Source organism: Bradyrhizobium sp. SBR1B, from assembly GCF_014198205.1.
Lineage (GTDB): Bacteria > Pseudomonadota > Alphaproteobacteria > Rhizobiales > Xanthobacteraceae > Bradyrhizobium.
This window is the reverse complement of the sequence record NZ_JACIHC010000023.1, coordinates 44,403-59,659: the sequence shown is the minus strand read 5'-3', so window position 1 is coordinate 59,659 and position 15,257 is coordinate 44,403. Positions and strand designations below refer to the sequence as shown.

The window sequence follows — 15,257 nt, the reverse complement described above, 5'->3', positions numbered from 1 at the left end:
GCGCAATTGCACCGGCATAATTGACTTGCGGGTGACGTCAAAGCGGCGAATGATGCTGCTTGCGAGGCGTCACTCGCGAAGATTGCGATTACATCACATTTTGAAAGTCGTCGGCGTGACCGACGGGCAGGAAATCACCAGATGTTCAACACGTTGAAACAGGCATCGACGCGCAAGGCGTTGCTGGCGGCCGCGCTCTTCGCAACTGCAACAGGCGCGTTCGCGCAAGCACCGACCGAGGCCCAGAAGAGCGCCATCCGCTCCGCATGCCGTTCGGATTTCATGGCGCATTGCTCGAGCGTGACGCCCGGCGGCGTGGAAGCGTATCAATGCCTGGCGAAGAACATGTCCAGCCTGTCGGCGGGATGCCAGACCGCGGTTCGCGCCGTCGAACCTGCGAAAACCGAAGCTGCCCCCGCCGCGCCGAAGACCGAGGCCGCGCCCAAGGCGGAAACGGCGCCAGCCGCACCGAAAGCAGATGCCGCCCCCGCGGCAAAGCCGGCTGCCGCACCCGCGCAGAAGGCCGCTGCCGCCAAGCAGCCGAGCAGCGCGCAGGTTGCGGCGGTCAAGAGCGCGTGCCGCGCCGACTATCCCAAGGTGTGCGCCAGCGTGCCGCCGGGCGGCGCGGCGGCACTCGAATGCCTTGAAAAGAACAAGGCCAGAGTTTCACCGGCCTGCGAGAAGGCCGTGAGCGCCGCAGCCGGCGGTGGCGCTGCCGCAACGGCGGCGCCCGCGGGTGCGGCTCCCGCAGCAGCAGCCCCCGCGGCGGGAGCCGCGCCGGCGGCAGCGCCAGCCGTGATCGTGTTGCGTCCGTTGCTGCCGCGCGAAGAGCTGTTCATCCTGAGGTCGGCCTGCGGCGCCGACATCCGCACGCTCTGCGCCGGCGTCGCGCCCGGAAGCGGCCGCATCATTCAATGCATTTCCAACAGGGCTGCCTCGCTGTCGCCGGCGTGCAAGGACGTGCTCGCCCCATTCGCGGCGAGATAACGCGGCGCACGCGTCAAGCGCGACAATGACGAACGGCGTGCGCATGAATTTTCGCACGCCTGCAACGACAAATCTTTTGCAGATATCCGATTTCGATCACGACAAGCCCGGGAGGACCACATGCGTTCATTGCTGCTCGTCGCTTCTGCACTGCTTGCCTTCGCTGCGACCATGACCTTCGAGGCCACCGACGCCAATGCGGTGGTGTGCGCCCGCGGCGTCTATCGCGCCGGCTGCGCCGGGCCGAACGCGGCCGTCGTGGTCCGCAAGCCGGTTCCAGCCGTGCGCTGTACCAGGGTGCTTGTGAACGGGGTCTACGTGAAGCGCTGCGTCTGACGGTGCGGATGGCCAAGCCGGCGCGGTTTGGCTATGATTCGGACCTGACGGTTTCGGACACGCGTAAAAATTGTGTCCGAAGATGCGCTTTGGCGCGCCTGCGCTGGCCGATAATTCCGCTGGCGCGGAACGCCGGAGCACATTAGTCTACCCCTAGATAGTAAGTATACTGTCAATTAGGGAGGCAGACGTTGCGGATCGCCGTGATTGGCGGAGGGCCCGGTGGGCTCTACTTCGCCTATCTCTGGAAGAAGCGTCACCCCGAGGATCAGGTCGACCTGTTCGAACAGAACCCGGCCGACGCGACCTGGGGCTTTGGCGTCGTGTTCTCCGACCAGGCGCTGGAGTTCCTGCGTGCCGACGACCCCGAGACGGTCGACGCGATCGCGCCGCACATGGAGAGCTGGGAGAACATCACGCTGAACCTCGGCGGCGACAGCGTCGCCATCGACGGGGTCGGCTTCTCCTCGATCGGGCGGCTCGAGCTGCTGCGGTTCCTGCAGCAGCGCGCGCTCGACGTCGGCGTCACCCCACGCTTCGACACGCAGATTCATGCCATCGACCAACTCAACGGCCATGATTTGATCGTCGCTGCCGACGGCTTGAACTCGCAGGTGCGCCGCGCCTTCGAAGGTGATTTCGGCACCTCGCTGTCCTACTCCTCCAACAAGTTCGTCTGGTACGGCACCTCGAAACGCTTCGACACGCTGTCGCAGACCTTCGTGAAAACCGACCGCGGCGCCTTCAACGCCCATCACTACCGCTACTCGCCCGCCATGAGCACGTTCCTGGTCGAATGCGACCACGCGACCTGGCAGGCCTACGGTTTCGCCTACAAGGACGTCGAGCAGTCCAAGGGCGTCTGCGAAGAGGTGTTCGCGGACACGCTTGGCGGCCATTGCCTCGTCTCCAACAAATCGGTCTGGCGCAACTTCCCCTGGGTCTGGAACGAACATTGGTCGTTCAAGAACATGGTGCTGATCGGCGATGCCCTGCATTCGGCGCACTTCTCGATCGGCTCGGGCACGCGGCTCGCGATCGAGGACGCCATCGCGCTGGTCAAGGCGCTGGAATCGGATGCGCATCTTGCGACCGCCCTGCATCGCTACCAGGCCGCGCGAAAACCGGTGGTGGAGAAGCTCGTCAACGCCGCGCGCACGAGTGCCTTCTGGTACGAGCATTTTGCCCAGCACATGCAGCAGGACCTGATGGACTTCGCCTACAGCTACATCACCCGCTCCGGCCGCATCGACGATGCACGCCTGCGCCACATGTCGCCGGGCTTCATGGCGCGTTACGAGGCTGCCAAGAACGGCGGGGGCGAGGCATGAGCAACGAGATCTTCGACCAGGTGCCTGCCGACAGCGAAGGGGCGCGCGAGATCGGCTTTGCCGTTCCGGAACTCTATAACGCCAGCCGCGTGCTGTTCGACAATCTCGCCAAGGGCCGTGGCGACAAAGTCGCGCTCATGGGTCCGGCAGGCACGCGGACCTATACCGAGCTCTGCGACGAGGCTTGCCGCTGGGGCAACGGTTTTGCATCGCTCGGCCTGAAGCGCGGCGACCGCGTGCTGCTGTTCCTCGACGACACCCCGGCCTACCCGGCCGCGTTCTTCGGCGCGGTGCGGGCCGGCTTCGTGCCGCTCCTGATCAACACCCTGACGCCGCCGGATTTGCTGCAATTCTACCTCGCCGATTCCGGCGCCAGCGTTGCGGTGGCGGACGCCGAATTCGCGCCGCGCTTCAATGCCGAGGCCTGCAAGGATACGCGCCTGCGCACGCTGATTGTCGCCAATGGCGAGGCGAGCGATCTCGCCGCGCCGAGTGCGCTCGCGGCGACGGACTGGCTCAAGCAATTCCCGGCCAAGCTGGCGGAAGCGGAGACGCATCGCAACGAGATGGCGTTCTGGATGTACTCGTCCGGCTCGACCGGCCGGCCCAAGGGCATCGTGCATCTCCAGCACGACATGGCCTATAGCGAGCTCGCCTTTGCGCAGAACGTGCTGAAGCTGACGCCTGATGACATCTGCTTCTCGGTGCCAAAGATCTTCTTCGCCTACGGCTTCGGCAACTCCGTCACCTTCCCGTTTTCGGCAGGCGCGGCAACGCTGCTGCTGCCGGGGCAACCGAAACCCGCCGCGATCTTCGCGGCGATCGAGCAGTACAGCCCGACATTGTTCTTCGGCCTGCCGACGCTCTACACGTCCCTGACCAAGGCCGAGGGCGCGCAACAGACCAACTTCTCGTCGCTGCGCATGTCGCTCTCCGCCGCCGAAGTGCTGTCGGCGGAGGTCTTCAACGGCTGGAAGACGCTCACGGGCCTGGAGATCGTCGAAGGCCTCGGCTCGACCGAGGTGCTGCACATCTACCTCTCCAACAGGCCCGAGCAGAAGAAGTTAGGGGCCGCAGGCCTGCGCGTGCCCGGCTACGAGGTTGCGCTGCGCGACAAGGACGGACGCGATGTCGCCGACAACGAGGAAGGCATCTTGTGGGTGCGTGGCGATTCCAACACGCCGCTGTACTGGAACCGGCCGGACAAATCCGCCGAAACCATCCGCGAGGCGGGGTGGATCTACACCGGCGACCGCTTCATCCGCGACGCCGACGGCTTCCACTTCTTCCGCGGCCGCGCCGATGATCTGATCAAGATCTCGGGCCAATGGGTTTACCCGCTCGAGGTCGAGCTGTGCCTCGCCGACCATCCCGATATTCGCGAATGCGCCGTGTTCGCCACCGAGCTGCCGGACCGTCGCATGACGCTGAAGGCGGTGGTGGTGATGAACAACCGCGCAGCCAACCCGGGCGAGACGACGCGGCGGCTGCAGGACTATGTGAAGGGCAAGCTGCTTCCTTACAAATATCCGCGAGAGGTGATTTTCACCGACGAGCTGCCGAAGACGGGCACGGGGAAGATCGATCGGCAGGCGCTGCTGCGGATGTGACCACCACTGTCATCGCCCGGCTTGACCGGGCGATCCAGTATTCCAGAGGCGTTTGTGATTGAACCGAGAAGCCGCGGCGTACTGGATTCCCCGCCTTCGCGGGGAATGACAGCGCAGATCAGGGCGACAGCGCCGCCACACTCTCGCTGTCGTCCCCGCAAACGCGGGGCCCATACCACAGCAATCGTAGGGTGGGCAAAGCGGAGCGTGCCCACGTCTTCTGATCGTTGGAGAGAGATCGTGGGCACGGCGCAAGAGCGCCTTTGCCCACCCTACGAGATCTGAGTGTGCGGCGCGAACATCGCCTCACACCTCCTCCTCACCCCGCCTTCCCGAGATGCTCCAGCGCATCCTCGGCCCGCAGCGGCACGCGTGAGGCCTCGTTGTTGAGATCGACGAGCTGCACCAAAAGCCCCATCAACTCCTTGCGGTCGGCGGGCTTCAGCGGCTCCAGCATCCGCGCCTGGGCGCGTTCGACGGCGGGGATGATCTCGCGCAGGATCGCGGCGCCCGATTTGGTCAGATAGAGCAGCTTGATCCGCTTGTCCTCGGGGGCCGGCTTGCGCTCGACATAGTCCTTGGCCTGGAGACGCTCGATCACGCTGCCAAGCGTGGAGCGGTCAAAGGCGATCACCGCCGATAGCCGCGTCGCGTCGATGCCGGGATGGGTGTGGATCGCGATCAGCGCCGCATACTGCACCGGGGTCAGGTCGAACGCCTTGCACTCCTCCATGAAGATCGAGACCGCGATCTGCTGCATGCGCCGGAACAGATAGCCCGGCGCGGCATAGACCGCGTCGATCGTGATCGGCGGAGGCGGCTTACTCGGCATCGGGCTGCTTCTCCGGTGCGGCATTGGCAAACGCGGCGAGCGCCTTTGCGGCCGCCTCTGCCGCGAGCAGGCGCGGATAGGCCGACACGTCGACGCCGAAACGGCGGGCATTGGCGAGCTGCGGCACCAGGCAGAGATCGGCGAGCGTCGGCACATCGCCGAAGCAGAACGGGCCGGGCTCGTCCTTGATCAGCGTCTCGCAAGCCGACAGCCCTTCGCGGTTGACCCAGGCGGCCCAGTCCTGGACCTTTTCTTCGGGCAAGCCAAGCTCGCGCAACCGCCCCAGCACTTTCAGGTTCTGCACCGGATGGGTGTCGCAGGCGATCGCCAGCGCGAACGCCCTCACCTTGGCACGCCGCAGCGGATCCTTCGGCAGCAGCGGCGGATTGGGATGGGTCTCGTCGAGCCATTCGATGATGGCGACCGATTGCGTCAGCACCGCGCCGCCGTCGTTCTCCAGCGCCGGCACGAGACCTTGCGGATTGATGGCGAGATAAGCGGGCGCGCATTGCTCGCCCTTGCGCAAATGATGCGGCAGATGCTCGGCTCCAAGGCCCTTGAGGTTCAGCGCGATCCGCACCCGATAGGCAGCGCTGGAGCGGAAATAGCCGTGCAGCTTCATCGGAACCCTCCCGTTTTCTCGTTGCTTGTACGTCGTTCGTCACGTTGACGCTAGCCAGATTGGCAGTATACTGTCAATTTAGAAACGAACAGGAGGCGCGCATGGAAGCCGTGACCAAGACGCCGGAACGCGAGGCGTTCTACAAGAAGATCGACGGCGAGAATCTCACCGCGCTGTGGACGGTGATGAGCGATCTGATCACGCCGGAGCCGAAAAGCGCCTGCCGGCCGCACCTCTGGAAGTTCGACGTCATCCGCGACTACATGACGGAGGCCGGCAAGCTGATCACCGCCAAGGAAGCCGAGCGGCGCGTGCTGGTGCTGGAGAATCCCGGCCTGCGCGGCCAGTCCAAGATCACGACCTCGCTCTATGCAGGCGTGCAGATGGTGGTGCCCGGCGACGTCGCGCCGGCGCACCGGCATAGCCAGTCGGCGCTGCGCTTCGTGCTCGAAGGCAAGGGTGCGCATACCGCGGTTGACGGCGAGCGCACCGCGATGGAGCCCGGCGACTTCATCATCACGCCGTCGATGACCTGGCACGACCATTCCAACGAGACCGATCAGCCGATGTTCTGGCTGGATGGCCTCGACATTCCGCTGGTGCAGTTCTTCGACTGCTCCTTTGCCGAAGGCTCCAAGGAAGACCAGCAGAAGATTACGAGACCGGCCGGCGACAGCTTTGCCCGCTATGGCCACAACCTGCTGCCGGTCGACGTGAAGCGGAGCTCGAAGACCTCGCCGATCTTCAGCTATCCCTACGCCTACACCCGCGAGGCGCTGGAGAAAGCCAGGACGAGCCAGGAGTGGGACGCCTGCCACGGGTTGAAGCTGAAGTTCAGCAACCCCGAGACCGGCGATTTCGCCATGCCGACCATCGGCACCTTCATCCAGCTGCTGCCCAAAGGTTTTAACACCGCGCGCTATCGTGCGACCGATGCCACCGTGTTCTGTCCGATCGAAGGCCGTGGCCGCAGCCGCATCGGCGATGCCGTGTTCGAATGGGGCCCGCGCGATCTGTTCGTGGTGCCGAGCTGGCAATGGGTCACGCACGAAGCGGATGAGGATGCCGTGCTGTTCAGCTTCTCGGATCGTCCGGTGCAGCAGAAGCTGGATCTGTTCAGGGAGGATCGCGGTAACGCGTGAGGCACGCCGGTCTCGTAGGGTGGGCGAAGGCGCACTTGCGCCGTGCCCACGCGCCTTCGCGACTCATCAAGAGATCGTGGGCACGCTTCCGCTTTGCCCACCCTACGGGTGCCGTGAATGTGGCTACCGCCAGTGCAACAGCCTAAGCTCCAGCCAGCCGATCACCTTCCCGACCGCCAGCCCGAACACCGACAAAATCACCACGCCCGCGAGCAGCTGATCTGTCTGCATCAGATTGCCGGCCTGGAGCACGAAGGCGCCGATGCCGTATTGGGCGCCGATCATCTCGGCGCTGACGACGAGGAGCAGCGCGACGGAGGCGGTGATGCGGAAGCCGGCGAGGATCGCGGGCAGCGCGCCGGGCCAGACCACCTTGCGCACGATGGTGGCGAAGGGAACGTTGAAACTCTGCGCCATGCGGATGAGGTTGCGCGGCACCGCATCGACGCCGCTATAGACCGAGATCGCGGTCGAGAAGAACACGCCGAGCGCGATCGTCGCGATCTTCGGCTCTTCGCCGATGCCGAGCCACAGGATCAACAGCGGCAGCAGCGCGATCTTCGGGATCGGGAACAGCGCCGAGATGAAGGTGATGCCGACGCTGCGCGCCAGCCGCGACAGGCCGATGGCAAAGCCGACGGCGACGCCGGCCGCCGTCCCCAGCAGCCAGCCGACGCCGATGCGCAGCAGCGATGCCGACAGATGCTGCCAGAGCGCGCCTGAGATCGCGAGCTGATAGATCGCGCGGACAATTGCAGCGGGCGTCGGCAGAAACAGTGCATTGACGAGGCCGGTGCTGCCCGCCGCCTGCCAGATCGCGATGACGAAAGCGAGCGCGATCCAGCCGCCGAAACGGCTCGACGCGGGCACGAAGCCTGCGCCACGAAAGCGAACGCGCCGCGTCGCGCTATCCTTCGCAGTGTCAGCCGCCGCGCGATCAAGCATGCTGGACCTCGCGCTCGGCATCGATGGCTTCGTTGCGGATCAGCGACCAGATCTGGTTCTGCAGCGCCAGCAGTTTTTCGCGCGCCGCAGCTTCGCCGCGCTCGCTGCGCGTCATCGGCACCGTCACGACCTCGCGGATGCGCCCCGGTCGTCGCGACAGCACCACGATGCGATCGGCCAGCCGCGCGGCCTCTTCGAGATTATGGGTGACATAGACCGCGCCCATGCCGCCATCGGCGAGCAGGCGGACGAAATCCTCCATCAGGAGTTCGCGGGTCTGCGAATCCAGCGCCGACAGCGGCTCATCCATCAGCAGAATGGCGGGCTTCACCGCCAGCGCGCGCGAGATGCCGACACGCTGGCGCATGCCGCCGGAAAGCTGCTTTGGATAGGTTTTGCGGAAATCGGTCAGGCCCGTCCGGCGCAAGGCATCGTCGACCAGCGCGCGGCGCTGCGTGGCCGAGAGCTGGGTGTGCAGCAAAGGGAATTCGACGTTCTCCTCCACGCTCGCCCAGGGCAGCAGCGCAAAATCCTGGAACACGAAGGTGAGCGGATTGAGGCTGTCCGCCGGCGGCGCGCCGCGCAGCTCGGGCGCGCCGGAGGTCGGCTGCAGCAGGCCACCTAGTATGGACAGCAGCGTGCTCTTGCCGCAACCGGAGGGCCCGACGATCGCCACCACCTCGCCGGCGCTCACCGTGAAGGAGACGTCGTCGAGCACGGCGAGGTCGCCGAAGCGGTGGGAGATGTGGTTGGCGATCAGGTCCATGGGGAACCTTCAACTCTCAACCCGTCATCCTGAGGTGCGAGCATTGCGATGCGTATGCATCGCGATGAGAGCCTCGAAGGATGAACGGCCGAGGCGCATTCGGGCCGTACGCCCTTCGAGGCCCACCTTGCGGCACGCCGCAAGGTGGGCACCTCAGGGTGACGGGGATAGTTGGGAGTACGGGGCATCAATCCGCCTTCACATAGTCCTTCGCGATGATCGCATTCGCGTCAAAACCCTTGTCGGCAAAGCCCTGCTCCTGCAGCCATTTGATCTGGTTGTCGACGTTCTTCACGTCGAGCTTGCCGTCGGGATCGATATAGGCGCAATTGCCGACCACCTGCTCGACCGGCAGATTGGTGTACTTCGCGATGATCTCCAGCAGCGGCTTGGTCTTGTCGTTGATCGGGGCGACGCCGTCCTTCATCGCGGCGAGGATGACGTCGTGATATTCGCGGTCGGCCTTGGCGAGTGCGCCGAGCAGCTTTGTCACCAGCGCCTTGTTGGTCAGCGTCTTCGGCGAGGCGAACACCGCACCCAGCTGCCACGGCGTCTCGTCGCCGACCCACCCCAGGAATTTCGCGCCGCCTTCGTCCGTGAGCTTTCGCGCGGTCGAGATCGGCAGCAGCGCCGCATCGACGGTCTCGCCTTTCAGCGCGGCCGCCGCATTCGACAGCGATTGCAGCGGCACGATCTTCACGTCCGCAAGTTTGAAACCGTATTTGTCGGCGAGCAGGCCGAGCGAATAGTGGAAGGAGGAGCCGACCTGCGTCATCGCCACGCGTTTACCCGCGAGGTCCTTCGGCGTCTTCAATCCGGCCGCGTAAGCGTTGTTGCTGGCGAAATAGCCGATCAGGGGGTAGCCGGGCTTCTCGCGGCTCATGCCACCGATCACCTTCAGCACGCCCTTGCCGGCGAGATTGTACAGGCCGGCGGTGAAGGCGGTGATGCCGAAATCGACGTCGCCCGAGGTCGTCGCGACCGCGATCGGCTGCGCCGCGTCGAAGAATTTCAGCTCCACCTCGAGGCCGGCCTCGCGGAAATAGCCCTTGTCCTGCGCGATGAAGACAGGCGCGGAGGACGACAGACGGAGCACGCCGATCCTGGCCTTCAGCGCATCCTCGGCATGGGCTGTGCCCATTGCCATGATCGCCAAAAGACTGGCTGCCGCGAGCCGCGCAATTCCGATCATCCCGTTTCCTCCGCCGTCGTTTATCTTGCAGTCCGTTACAGGCCCTCGGGCACCGGCTGGTCCCGTCCGATGAAGGCGCCCTGTTGTTTCAACGTTTCCTGCAACTTTTCAATGGGGATTTCGCGCGGGATCCGGTTTCCGGAGAGCGCCAGCGCGGCGGCGGAACCGGCCGCCTCGCCCATCACGAAACAGGCACCGGAGACCCGCGCCGCGGACTGGCCCTCATGGGTCATGGAGGCGCAGCGGCCGGCGACGAGGAGATTGTCGACGCCTTCGGGCACCAGCATGCGGTAGGGCAGCTCGTTATAGCCACGCGATTCCGGGATCGGCGGGAAGGTGAAGACGACGTCGCCGGGAACATGGGCCTCGATCGGCCAGCCATTGACGCCGATGGAATCCTCGAAGGAGGCACAGCCGAGCACGTCCTCGCCGCTGAGCTGGTAGCCGCCCTTGATGCGACGGGTCTCGCGGATGCCGAGCTGCGGCGGCAAATCGACGATGTAGGATTTTTCAAAGCCCGGCACGGTGCGCAGGAACTCGTACGCGGCGAGCGCCTGCTTGCGGCCCTCGATCTCGCCGCGGGTGAGATCGTCAGGCTCGACGCCGTTGATGGCATGGCCATCCTCGCGCGCCACTTGCGTAAAGTTCACCCGCCATTCGATGCCGGATTTCTGCGGCCGCACGATCGCGCTTTTCCGCGGGAATGTGTGCGTGCCGGCCGCGAGCGCCTTCTCCATCAATTGCGGGATGGTGCGCCAGGCATCGCCGGCCTTGTCGGGGTCGATGCCGTTGAGACGGAGCATCATCGAGGGGTACATGGGATGGCCGTGCGCGTCGCCGATCTCGAACGGTGCGCCGGCCCAGACCGCGAGGTCACCGTCGCCGGAGCAGTCGATGAAAATCTCCGATCGCACCGCCTGCCGGCCGGCCTTGGTCTCGACCATCAGCGCGTCGATGCGGCGATCGTCATCCATCACGACGCCGGCGCCGAGCGCGTGGAAGAGGATGTGCACCCTGTGGCTTGCGAGAAGTTGATCGGCCGCGATCTTGTAGGCCGCGGTGTCATAGGCCTGCGCAAAAACCTTGCCGAGAATCAGATGCGGGGTGTTGAGGCCGTTCAGCCGATCGATCCGCGCCAGCAGCTCGGACGCCATGCCCTGCACGAGGCGATGGGCCTGGCCGTAGACATTGCCATGCAGACCGCAAAAATTTGTGACACCGGCCGCGGTGCCCATGCCACCGAGAAAGCCGTAGCGTTCGACCAGCAGCGTCTTTCGCCCCGCGCGCGCCGCTGAAGCCGCAGCCACGATGCCGGCCGGGCCGCCGCCGAGCACGACGACTTCATATTCGCCATAGAGCGGCACCTGGCGTGCCGGTTCTTCGATCACTGTGGCCCGCATGGCGCGTCCCTTCCCAAATTCCTTTGCTTGGCAACGACTATGAATTAGCGCGCAGCGAGCTACAATCCACCAGAATACGCGATCAGCTTTCGCGAATCGAGAAAGGTCGACATGGACATCCTCGTGAACCTGCAGGCCTTCCTTGCCACAGCCGATGCCGCCGGCTTCTCCGCCGCCGCGCGAAAGCTCGGCGTCTCGACCTCCGTCGTCGCCAAACGCGTCACGCAGCTCGAGGCGCGGATCGGCACGGCGCTGTTTCACCGCTCGACCCGGCAGTTGCGGCTGACCGAGGCTGGACAGCGCTATGTGCATCGCGCACGCGGCGTGGTGACCGATGCCACCGATCTGCTCTCACGCATGGGCGAGAAGGGCCACGATCTCGTCGATCATCTGCGCATCAAGGCACCGACCTCGCTGACCGTCGCCCGGCTCGCCGACGCCTTCAGCGCGTTTCAGACCCAGAACCCGAAGCTGAAGCTCGACATCGTGCTGATCGATCGCCCGGTCGATCCCGTCACCGAAGGATTCGACATCGCCATCGGCGCCTTCCCGCATTCGTTCGGCGGCGTGGTCGACGAGCCGCTCTGCGCGCTGAAGCGGCTGCTCTGCGCATCGCCCGCATATTTGAAGAAGCACGGCACGCCAAAGCATCCGCGCGATCTCGTCGAGCATCGCTGCCTCAGCTTTCTGCCGACCGGCCCGGAATGGATCTTCGACGGACCGCGCGGCCGCATCAGCATCCAGGTCAGTCCGCTGCTCTCCTCCAACGAGGGACACGTGCTGGCGCGCAGCGCCATCGCCGGCAACGGCATCGCGCTGCTCTCGCATTATCTCGTGGCCGATGCCTTGCGCGACGGCACGCTCAAGCCGGTGCTGCGCGACTTTCCGATTCCGGAATTGTGGGTGAAGGCCGCGATCCCCGAGCGGCGCCGCAACGCAGCGGCAGTGCAGGCGCTGCTGACACTGCTGAAAACGTCACTGGCGCCATCGCTGTAGGCCGGATCATTTGTGAGAGGGCCGTAGCCCGCATGGAGCGCAGCGGAATGCGGGGACACCGGCCCCGGATTACGCTTCGCTTCATCCGGGCTACACGCCCGCCAAAAGACGGTTGCCCGGGAATGACGGACCTGACAGAAGTGCCGCATGGATTCGCTACTCTTGAAATTCGCCTTGCCCGCCCTGACCGCTCTCGCGATCTCAACCACCGCTGCCTCGGCCCTGGAGCAGAACTGCCGCTTCATCCAGGCCAAGGCCGATCGCGAGGCCTGCTACAAGCGGCAGGAGGACGAACTCGCGGCGAAGCGCAAGCCCGTTACGCCTGCCAATGACGGCCAAACACTCGAAACGCTGCGTCAGATGCGGCAGGACGACGACGCCGTCTATCGCAGCATCAACAACATCTGCCGCGGCTGCTGACGCTCAGCCCTTCCCCCCACTCCAATTTCCCGCCCGCTTCTCGGCGAACGAGGCCAGCCCTTCTGCAGCCTCCGCGCTCTGGCGCTTGACTGAATGCAGCTGCACGAGCCGCGTGTAGGCGGCATCGTCCACCGCCATGCCGCCGAACGAGCTTTCCAGCGCGAGCTTCTTGGTCTCGGCCATCGCCTCCGGCCCGTTGGCGAGCAACTGCTCGACGACCTTCGCGCCTGCGGCTTCGAGATCGGCGAGCGGCACCACCTCGTGGACGAGGCCGATGCGGCGGGCGTCCTCAGCGCCGAAACGCTCGCCGGTCAGCGCGTAACGCCGCACTTGCCGGACGCCGATGGCGTCGCAAAGCTGCGGGATGATGATCGCGGCGGTCAGGCCCCAGCGCACCTCGGTGATCGAGAACAGGGCATTGTCCGCGGCGATCACGACGTCGCAGGCCGCGATCACGCCAGTGCCGCCGCCGAAGCAGCCGCCTTGCACCAAAGCGACCGTCGGGATCGGCAGCGTGTTGAGCCGCTGCACGGCTTCGAAGGTCGCGCGCGAGGCCGCCTCGTTCGCCTCTGCCGATTGCGGCCGCACGCCGTTGATCCATTTCAGGTCGGCGCCGGCCTGGAAATGCTTGCCGTTGCCCCTGAGCACGACGACGCGGAGATTCGGCTTTTTGCCGAGATCGTTCATCGCCGCGAGCACGCCCGCGATCAACGCGCCGTCATAGGCGTTGTTGACCTCCGGCCGGTTCAACGTGACGGTCGCAACCCCACGCTCATCAAGGGTCCACAGCACGGGGCTGGCAGTCATCGGCGATCCCTCCGGTCATTGTTTGCCCTGCACTATGGCCGAGGCAACGCATGCCGATCCATATCTTTCCAGCGTGGGGCGGCCGCGTCCATCGCATGGCGGCTTGTGTCATGCTGCCGCCCGGTGGCACCAAGGGACAGGACGGAATCATCATGCGCATCTGCATTTTCGGCGCGGGCGCCGTCGGCAGCCACATCGCGGTCCGGCTGGCGCGCGCCGGTCATGACGTTTCGTGCGTGATGCGGGGGGCGCATCTGGAGGCGGTCCGGGCAGGTGGCCTCAAACTGCGCGTCGGTGATTCCGAGGTCTCCGCCAAGGTGAACGCCTCGGGCGATCCGGCCCAGCTCGGGCCGCAGGACGTCGTGATCTCGACGTTGAAGGCCACCGCGCTCCCGGGGCTGGTCGCCAGCATCAAGCCGCTGCTTCAGGACGACACCGCCATCGTCTTTGCCCAGAACGGTATTCCCTGGTGGTACGGGATCGGCCTGCCGCCGCGGCATCCGACACCGCCGGACATTTCCTTCCTCGATCCCGGCGGGCGCTTGCGCAGCTGCATCCCGAAGGAGCGGATCATCGGCGGCGTCGTCTTCTCCTCCAACGAGGTGACGGCGCCAGGCGTGGTGCACAACCTCACCCCGGACCGAAACCGCCTCTTGATCGGCGAATGCGACGACCGCAATTGCGAGCGCATCACCAGGCTTCGCGGCGTCTTCAACGACGCGCGGCTGGAATCACCGCCGGTCGCCGAAATCCGCGAGGCGATCTGGTCAAAGTTGCTGACCAACATGTCGCTGTCGGTGCTGTGCCTGCTGACAGGCCAGACCGCACGCGGCGTGCGCGACGACGCCGCCTTTGCGGAGGTCATCCCGCGCATGCTGAACGAGGCCAACGACATCGCCCAGCACTTCATTCCCGAGGTCAAGCGCGTAACGCGCAGCGGGCCCGCCCCCAATCACAAGCCCTCGCTGCTGCAGGACTACGAGCTTGGCCGCGCCATGGAGATCGACGTGCTGGTGAGGGCGCCCGCCGCCTTCGCGCGCACCGCCGGCCTGTCGACACCGACGCTCGACCTGATCGCCGCGCTGGCAATCCAGAAGGCGCGCGACAAGGGGCTTTATGCGGCGTGAAGCTCAGGCGAGTTGGTCAATCCAGGCCGCGAGCGTGTCGAGCACTTCTGTGAGCGCCTCTTCATTCGTCCGGCCGGACTTCTTCAGCACCGCGAAGGAATGATCGCCGCCTTCGACCTCGTGCAGCGTCGCCTTCGCGCCGAGCGCCGTGACGACGGGCCTGAGATGGCCGAGATCGGCAAGCCCGTCCCGCGTGCCCTGCAGGAACAGCATGGGGATCGTGACCCCCGCGAGGTGCTCGGCACGCTCGGACGACGGCTTCTTGGCGGCATGCAGGGGGAAGCCGAGGAAGGCGAGCCCTTTGACGCCTTGCAGGGGCGCCTTCGACTGCGCCTGCGAGGTCATGCGCCCGCCGAACGATTTTCCGCCGGCGACAAGCGGCACCCCGGGACACTGCCGTGCCGCCTCCTCCACCGCCGCGCGGATGGCGGAGTGCGCGACCGCCGGCTGGTCGGGGCGCCCCTTCTTCTCTTCCATGTAGAGGAAATTGAAGCGGAGCGCCGCGATGCCACGATCCGCGAGTCCTTCTGCGGTCTTCGCCATGAAGGCATGCCGCATGTCGGCGCCCGCACCATGTGCCAGCACGTAACAGGCCCTCGCGCCGTCAGGCTGCGTCAGGATCGCTGACACCGTGCCGATGTTTTCGATGTCGAGCTTGAGCTCTTGAGTTTTGACAGCCACAATCGATCATCCCGACAGACGCGTTTCCGGCCGCCTTGGTAGCGTCACCGGCGCAGCCTGAAA

The 15,257-nt window shown here is 65.4% G+C and carries 16 protein-coding genes; 8 read left to right on the top strand and 8 right to left on the bottom strand.

Annotated elements, in window-relative coordinates; translation table 11 throughout:
* Positions 1-141 precede the first annotated feature (141 nt).
* The 4 genes from GGD61_RS35495 (at position 142) to GGD61_RS35480 (ending at position 4,264) form a co-directional block, all read left to right on the top strand.
* Complete coding sequence (locus GGD61_RS35495; RefSeq protein WP_092261259.1) at positions 142-987, top strand: cysteine rich repeat-containing protein; 846 nt, start codon at positions 142-144, stop codon at positions 985-987.
* A gap of 120 nt (positions 988-1,107) precedes the next feature.
* Positions 1,108-1,323, top strand: coding sequence for a hypothetical protein (locus GGD61_RS35490; RefSeq protein ID WP_018316432.1), 216 nt, complete (start codon positions 1,108-1,110; stop codon positions 1,321-1,323).
* 191 nt (positions 1,324-1,514) lie between these two features.
* Positions 1,515-2,654 (top strand): FAD-dependent monooxygenase, encoded by a 1,140-nt coding sequence (locus tag GGD61_RS35485; protein WP_177237366.1) that lies wholly within the window; start codon positions 1,515-1,517, stop codon positions 2,652-2,654.
* The gene (locus GGD61_RS35480) at positions 2,651-4,264 is read left to right on the top strand and encodes a benzoate-CoA ligase family protein (RefSeq protein WP_092261260.1); all 1,614 of its coding nucleotides are present in this window, start codon (positions 2,651-2,653) and stop codon (positions 4,262-4,264) included. The genes GGD61_RS35485 and GGD61_RS35480 overlap by 4 nt, the downstream gene beginning before the upstream one ends.
* 319 nt (positions 4,265-4,583) lie before the next feature.
* On the opposite strand, the gene GGD61_RS35475 is transcribed toward GGD61_RS35480, so the two are convergent.
* Both GGD61_RS35475 and maiA read right to left on the bottom strand, forming a co-directional pair.
* On the bottom strand, positions 4,584-5,096 hold the full coding sequence (locus GGD61_RS35475) for a MarR family winged helix-turn-helix transcriptional regulator (protein WP_177237367.1): 513 nt from the start codon (positions 5,094-5,096) through the stop codon (positions 4,584-4,586).
* Positions 5,086-5,718, bottom strand: coding sequence for a maleylacetoacetate isomerase (gene maiA / locus GGD61_RS35470; RefSeq protein ID WP_092261262.1), 633 nt, complete (start codon positions 5,716-5,718; stop codon positions 5,086-5,088). Before maiA ends, GGD61_RS35475 begins: the two co-directional genes overlap by 11 nt.
* Before the next feature lie 101 nt (positions 5,719-5,819).
* Here maiA and gtdA point away from each other — a divergent pair, with 101 nt between their 5' ends.
* Positions 5,820-6,860: a gentisate 1,2-dioxygenase gene (gtdA, locus tag GGD61_RS35465; protein WP_092261263.1), complete on the top strand. Its 1,041-nt coding sequence runs from the start codon at positions 5,820-5,822 to the stop codon at positions 6,858-6,860.
* Positions 6,861-6,983: 123 nt separating this feature from the next.
* Here the strand turns inward: gtdA and GGD61_RS35460 are convergent, their stop codons facing one another.
* From GGD61_RS35460 to GGD61_RS35445, 4 genes are all read right to left on the bottom strand, one after another.
* Positions 6,984-7,805: an ABC transporter permease gene (locus tag GGD61_RS35460; RefSeq protein ID WP_183232078.1), complete on the bottom strand. Its 822-nt coding sequence runs from the start codon at positions 7,803-7,805 to the stop codon at positions 6,984-6,986.
* On the bottom strand, positions 7,798-8,571 hold the full coding sequence (locus tag GGD61_RS35455; RefSeq protein ID WP_018316439.1) for an ABC transporter ATP-binding protein: 774 nt from the start codon (positions 8,569-8,571) through the stop codon (positions 7,798-7,800). Before GGD61_RS35455 ends, GGD61_RS35460 begins: the two co-directional genes overlap by 8 nt.
* Before the next feature lie 187 nt (positions 8,572-8,758).
* Positions 8,759-9,763, bottom strand: a complete 1,005-nt coding sequence (locus tag GGD61_RS35450; protein WP_183232077.1) for an ABC transporter substrate-binding protein — start codon at positions 9,761-9,763, stop codon at positions 8,759-8,761.
* A gap of 35 nt (positions 9,764-9,798) precedes the next feature.
* Positions 9,799-11,163 carry an FAD-dependent oxidoreductase gene (locus GGD61_RS35445; RefSeq protein ID WP_183232076.1) on the bottom strand — a complete coding sequence of 455 codons (1,365 nt, stop codon included), beginning with the start codon at positions 11,161-11,163 and terminating at the stop codon, positions 9,799-9,801.
* A 111-nt stretch (positions 11,164-11,274) separates the two neighbouring features.
* Between GGD61_RS35445 and GGD61_RS35440 the strand changes: the two genes are divergently transcribed.
* Positions 11,275-12,159: a LysR family transcriptional regulator gene (locus GGD61_RS35440; RefSeq protein ID WP_183232075.1), complete on the top strand. Its 885-nt coding sequence runs from the start codon at positions 11,275-11,277 to the stop codon at positions 12,157-12,159.
* A 147-nt stretch (positions 12,160-12,306) separates the two neighbouring features.
* Positions 12,307-12,579, top strand: coding sequence for a hypothetical protein (locus GGD61_RS35435; protein ID WP_183232074.1), 273 nt, complete (start codon positions 12,307-12,309; stop codon positions 12,577-12,579).
* Positions 12,580-12,582: 3 nt separating this feature from the next.
* On the opposite strand, the gene GGD61_RS35430 is transcribed toward GGD61_RS35435, so the two are convergent.
* Positions 12,583-13,386, bottom strand: a complete 804-nt coding sequence (locus GGD61_RS35430) for an enoyl-CoA hydratase-related protein (protein WP_183232073.1) — start codon at positions 13,384-13,386, stop codon at positions 12,583-12,585.
* 152 nt (positions 13,387-13,538) lie between these two features.
* Between GGD61_RS35430 and GGD61_RS35425 the strand changes: the two genes are divergently transcribed.
* Positions 13,539-14,513 (top strand): ketopantoate reductase family protein, encoded by a 975-nt coding sequence (locus tag GGD61_RS35425; protein ID WP_183232091.1) that lies wholly within the window; start codon positions 13,539-13,541, stop codon positions 14,511-14,513.
* 3 nt (positions 14,514-14,516) lie between these two features.
* Here GGD61_RS35425 and GGD61_RS35420 read toward each other — a convergent pair whose 3' ends face one another.
* Positions 14,517-15,194, bottom strand: a complete 678-nt coding sequence (locus GGD61_RS35420; RefSeq protein WP_183232072.1) for an alpha/beta family hydrolase — start codon at positions 15,192-15,194, stop codon at positions 14,517-14,519.
* Positions 15,195-15,257: the final 63 nt, after the last annotated feature.

What these genes read in the sequence shown, in the direction of transcription:
- GGD61_RS35425 (WP_183232091.1), top strand. Translation starts at nt 13,539, where the DNA reads ATGCGCATCTGCATTTTCGGCGCGGGCGCCGTCGGCAGCCACATCGCG.
- GGD61_RS35430 (WP_183232073.1), bottom strand. Translation starts at nt 13,386, where the DNA reads ATGACTGCCAGCCCCGTGCTGTGGACCCTTGATGAGCGTGGGGTTGCG.
- maiA (WP_092261262.1), bottom strand. Translation starts at nt 5,718, where the DNA reads ATGAAGCTGCACGGCTATTTCCGCTCCAGCGCTGCCTATCGGGTGCGG.
- GGD61_RS35445 (WP_183232076.1), bottom strand. Translation starts at nt 11,163, where the DNA reads ATGCGGGCCACAGTGATCGAAGAACCGGCACGCCAGGTGCCGCTCTAT.
- GGD61_RS35480 (WP_092261260.1), top strand. Translation starts at nt 2,651, where the DNA reads ATGAGCAACGAGATCTTCGACCAGGTGCCTGCCGACAGCGAAGGGGCG.
- GGD61_RS35475 (WP_177237367.1), bottom strand. Translation starts at nt 5,096, where the DNA reads ATGCCGAGTAAGCCGCCTCCGCCGATCACGATCGACGCGGTCTATGCC.
- GGD61_RS35455 (WP_018316439.1), bottom strand. Translation starts at nt 8,571, where the DNA reads ATGGACCTGATCGCCAACCACATCTCCCACCGCTTCGGCGACCTCGCC.
- gtdA (WP_092261263.1), top strand. Translation starts at nt 5,820, where the DNA reads ATGGAAGCCGTGACCAAGACGCCGGAACGCGAGGCGTTCTACAAGAAG.
- GGD61_RS35490 (WP_018316432.1), top strand. Translation starts at nt 1,108, where the DNA reads ATGCGTTCATTGCTGCTCGTCGCTTCTGCACTGCTTGCCTTCGCTGCG.
- GGD61_RS35460 (WP_183232078.1), bottom strand. Translation starts at nt 7,805, where the DNA reads ATGCTTGATCGCGCGGCGGCTGACACTGCGAAGGATAGCGCGACGCGG.
- GGD61_RS35435 (WP_183232074.1), top strand. Translation starts at nt 12,307, where the DNA reads ATGGATTCGCTACTCTTGAAATTCGCCTTGCCCGCCCTGACCGCTCTC.
- GGD61_RS35440 (WP_183232075.1), top strand. Translation starts at nt 11,275, where the DNA reads ATGGACATCCTCGTGAACCTGCAGGCCTTCCTTGCCACAGCCGATGCC.
- GGD61_RS35450 (WP_183232077.1), bottom strand. Translation starts at nt 9,763, where the DNA reads ATGATCGGAATTGCGCGGCTCGCGGCAGCCAGTCTTTTGGCGATCATG.
- GGD61_RS35495 (WP_092261259.1), top strand. Translation starts at nt 142, where the DNA reads ATGTTCAACACGTTGAAACAGGCATCGACGCGCAAGGCGTTGCTGGCG.